The sequence below is a fragment of the Vibrio sp. 1249-1 genome (assembly GCF_033340495.1).
In genome coordinates this window covers 1-652 of record NZ_JAWOWJ010000661.1, presented here as the reverse complement: position 1 = coordinate 652, position 652 = coordinate 1, and the positions used below count along the sequence as shown (strand labels likewise).

Genomic DNA, 652 nt, shown 5'->3' with positions numbered 1-652 from the left:
CAATTTCAGAACGACTATCTTTGGTATGCAGGTCTCTTTGCCTTCTCTGGCGCCATCACTAACTGGCTTGCCATCCACATGCTGTTTGAAAAAGTGCCGGGTTTATACGGTTCTGGTGTGATTCCCGCACGGTTTGAAGAATTCAAACTGGCGATCAAAAATTTGATGATGGAACAGTTCTTTACCGAAGCGAACATCGACCGATTCTTGAATAAAGAAATGGCGGGCGGTGTGAACATCGATCTTCAACCTGTGATTGAGAAAGTGGATCTAAACCCGGCCTTTGACTCACTGGTAGAAGTCATTGAAGGCTCCCAGTTTGGCGGCATGCTAGCGATGTTTGGTGGTGCGGAAGCTCTACAGCCGATGCGACAACCTTTCGTCGAAAAGATGCAAGTGTCCATCATCGAACTGAGCAAGAGCGACAGCATTAAAGAAGCTTTGAAAGAGCAGTTTGAATCACCAGCCATGATGGATGAGATTAAGCAGAACATCGAAGGCATCATCGATCAACGCCTTAGCGAGTTAACGCCGGCATTGGTTAAAGAAATGGTGCAAAGAATGATTAAAGAACACCTAGGCTGGCTAGTAGTTTGGGGTGGCGTATTCGGTGGTTTGATTGGTGTTATTAGCACCTTTATCGGCGCATAAT

General features: G+C 46.2%; 1 protein-coding gene. It reads left to right on the top strand.

What is annotated here, in order from left to right:
• Positions 1-651, top strand: a 651-nt coding sequence (locus tag R7Z50_RS28205) for a DUF445 domain-containing protein (RefSeq protein WP_318149847.1), incomplete at its 5' end; no start/stop codon positions are given.
• Position 652: the final 1 nt, after the last annotated feature.